Origin of the sequence: Mesorhizobium sp. M5C.F.Ca.IN.020.32.2.1 (assembly GCF_004023105.1) — a bacterium.
Lineage (GTDB): Bacteria > Pseudomonadota > Alphaproteobacteria > Rhizobiales > Rhizobiaceae > Mesorhizobium > Mesorhizobium wenxiniae.
Genome location: NZ_RZSX01001311.1, coordinates 1 through 1,167 on the forward strand (window position 1 = coordinate 1; position 1,167 = coordinate 1,167).

The window sequence follows — 1,167 nt, forward strand, 5'->3', positions numbered from 1 at the left end:
CTTCTGGCTTCGGGGCCGTTCGAGTGTCGCTCACGCGGCTCTCTTGAATTTCGCAGAGGGCAGATCTAGAAGCGAAGCGCTTCATCGCCAGCGGCGCACCGCCCTCGTTGGAGAGGCGTATATGGGAAGCATCGGTTTCGTGTCAAGCACCTTTTGGTGAAAGAACCTGCTAATTCCATTGCCGGCTTGGCATCGTGCTGCGTTCCCCGGGTTTCAGCCAGATCGAGCCATGTTGGCTGCAGGGATGGGGTTACGACAGCAATGCTCGTTTTCGGTTAATCCACAGCCTGATGCCGCTGGCGGAAGAGGAGGGATTCGAACCCCCGATGCGGGTGTCCCCGCATAACGACTTAGCAAGCCGCCGCCTTCAGCCGCTCGGCCACTCTTCCATTTGTCAGCTCCACTCTTCCTTTGCCAGCCGTTGATCAGTTGTGGATAATTTGGAGGCGCCAGCCGGACTCGAACCGGCATGCACGGAGTTGCAATCCGCTGGATAGCCGTTCTCCCACGGCGCCTTGACGCTTCGCTTCTAAGGGACGCCACCTCTTGCATCGCTTGACGGACAATGATTGGTGGAGGGAGTAGTATTCGAACCTACGAACTCTTAAGAGGGCAGTTTTAGACTGCTGCCATTAACCGCTCGGCCACCCCTCCGAATATCCAAGGTCTGCCGCTGGCGGAGGGGGAGGGATTTGAACCCCCGAGGCCCTTGCAGGCCTAGCCGCTTTCGAGGCGGGCGCATTCAACCAGGCTCTGCCACCCCTCCATATTGGTGCAGCCCGATTTTGGTGCGGACGGCGAGATTCGAACTCGCAACGGGAATACCCGGCCGGGTTTAGGCCGGCTGCGTCTACCGATTCCGCCACGTCCGCCCGCCACGTCCGTAAGTGCTTTTCCAGCTTCGCGCCGCGTTCGCAAAGATCGCGAACCGGGATGGTCGGAGTGGCAGGATTCGAACCTGCGGCCCCCTCGTCCCAAACGAGGTGCGCTACCAGGCTGCGCTACACTGCGGCTCTCCGAGCCCATAGGCCGAGCCGTACGCGTCTGCCGGTTCTCGCCACGAGATGCTTGAGACCAGATCCCCTGTAAGCCGGGTGCTGTCGAGGGCTGCCATTCCTCTTGGACGCCTGTCGCCAGGCGCCTCCTTGCCCGCCACCAAAGCACTTC

Annotated in this window: 6 tRNA genes; all 6 read right to left on the bottom strand. The window is 60.8% G+C overall.

The annotated features are described in order from the left end of the window. Positions 1-297: 297 nt before the first annotated feature. A tRNA-Ser gene (locus EOA86_RS35540) sits at positions 298-389 on the bottom strand. Positions 390-441: 52 nt separating this feature from the next. Next, positions 442-515, bottom strand: a tRNA-Cys gene (locus EOA86_RS35545). A 55-nt stretch (positions 516-570) separates the two neighbouring features. After that, positions 571-654 (bottom strand) — tRNA-Leu (locus tag EOA86_RS35550). 20 nt (positions 655-674) lie between these two features. After that, positions 675-766: transfer RNA gene (locus EOA86_RS35555), tRNA-Ser, on the bottom strand. A gap of 20 nt (positions 767-786) precedes the next feature. Further along, positions 787-872: transfer RNA gene (locus tag EOA86_RS35560), tRNA-Leu, on the bottom strand. Positions 873-934: 62 nt separating this feature from the next. Then, positions 935-1,011, bottom strand: a tRNA-Pro gene (locus tag EOA86_RS35565). Positions 1,012-1,167: the final 156 nt, after the last annotated feature.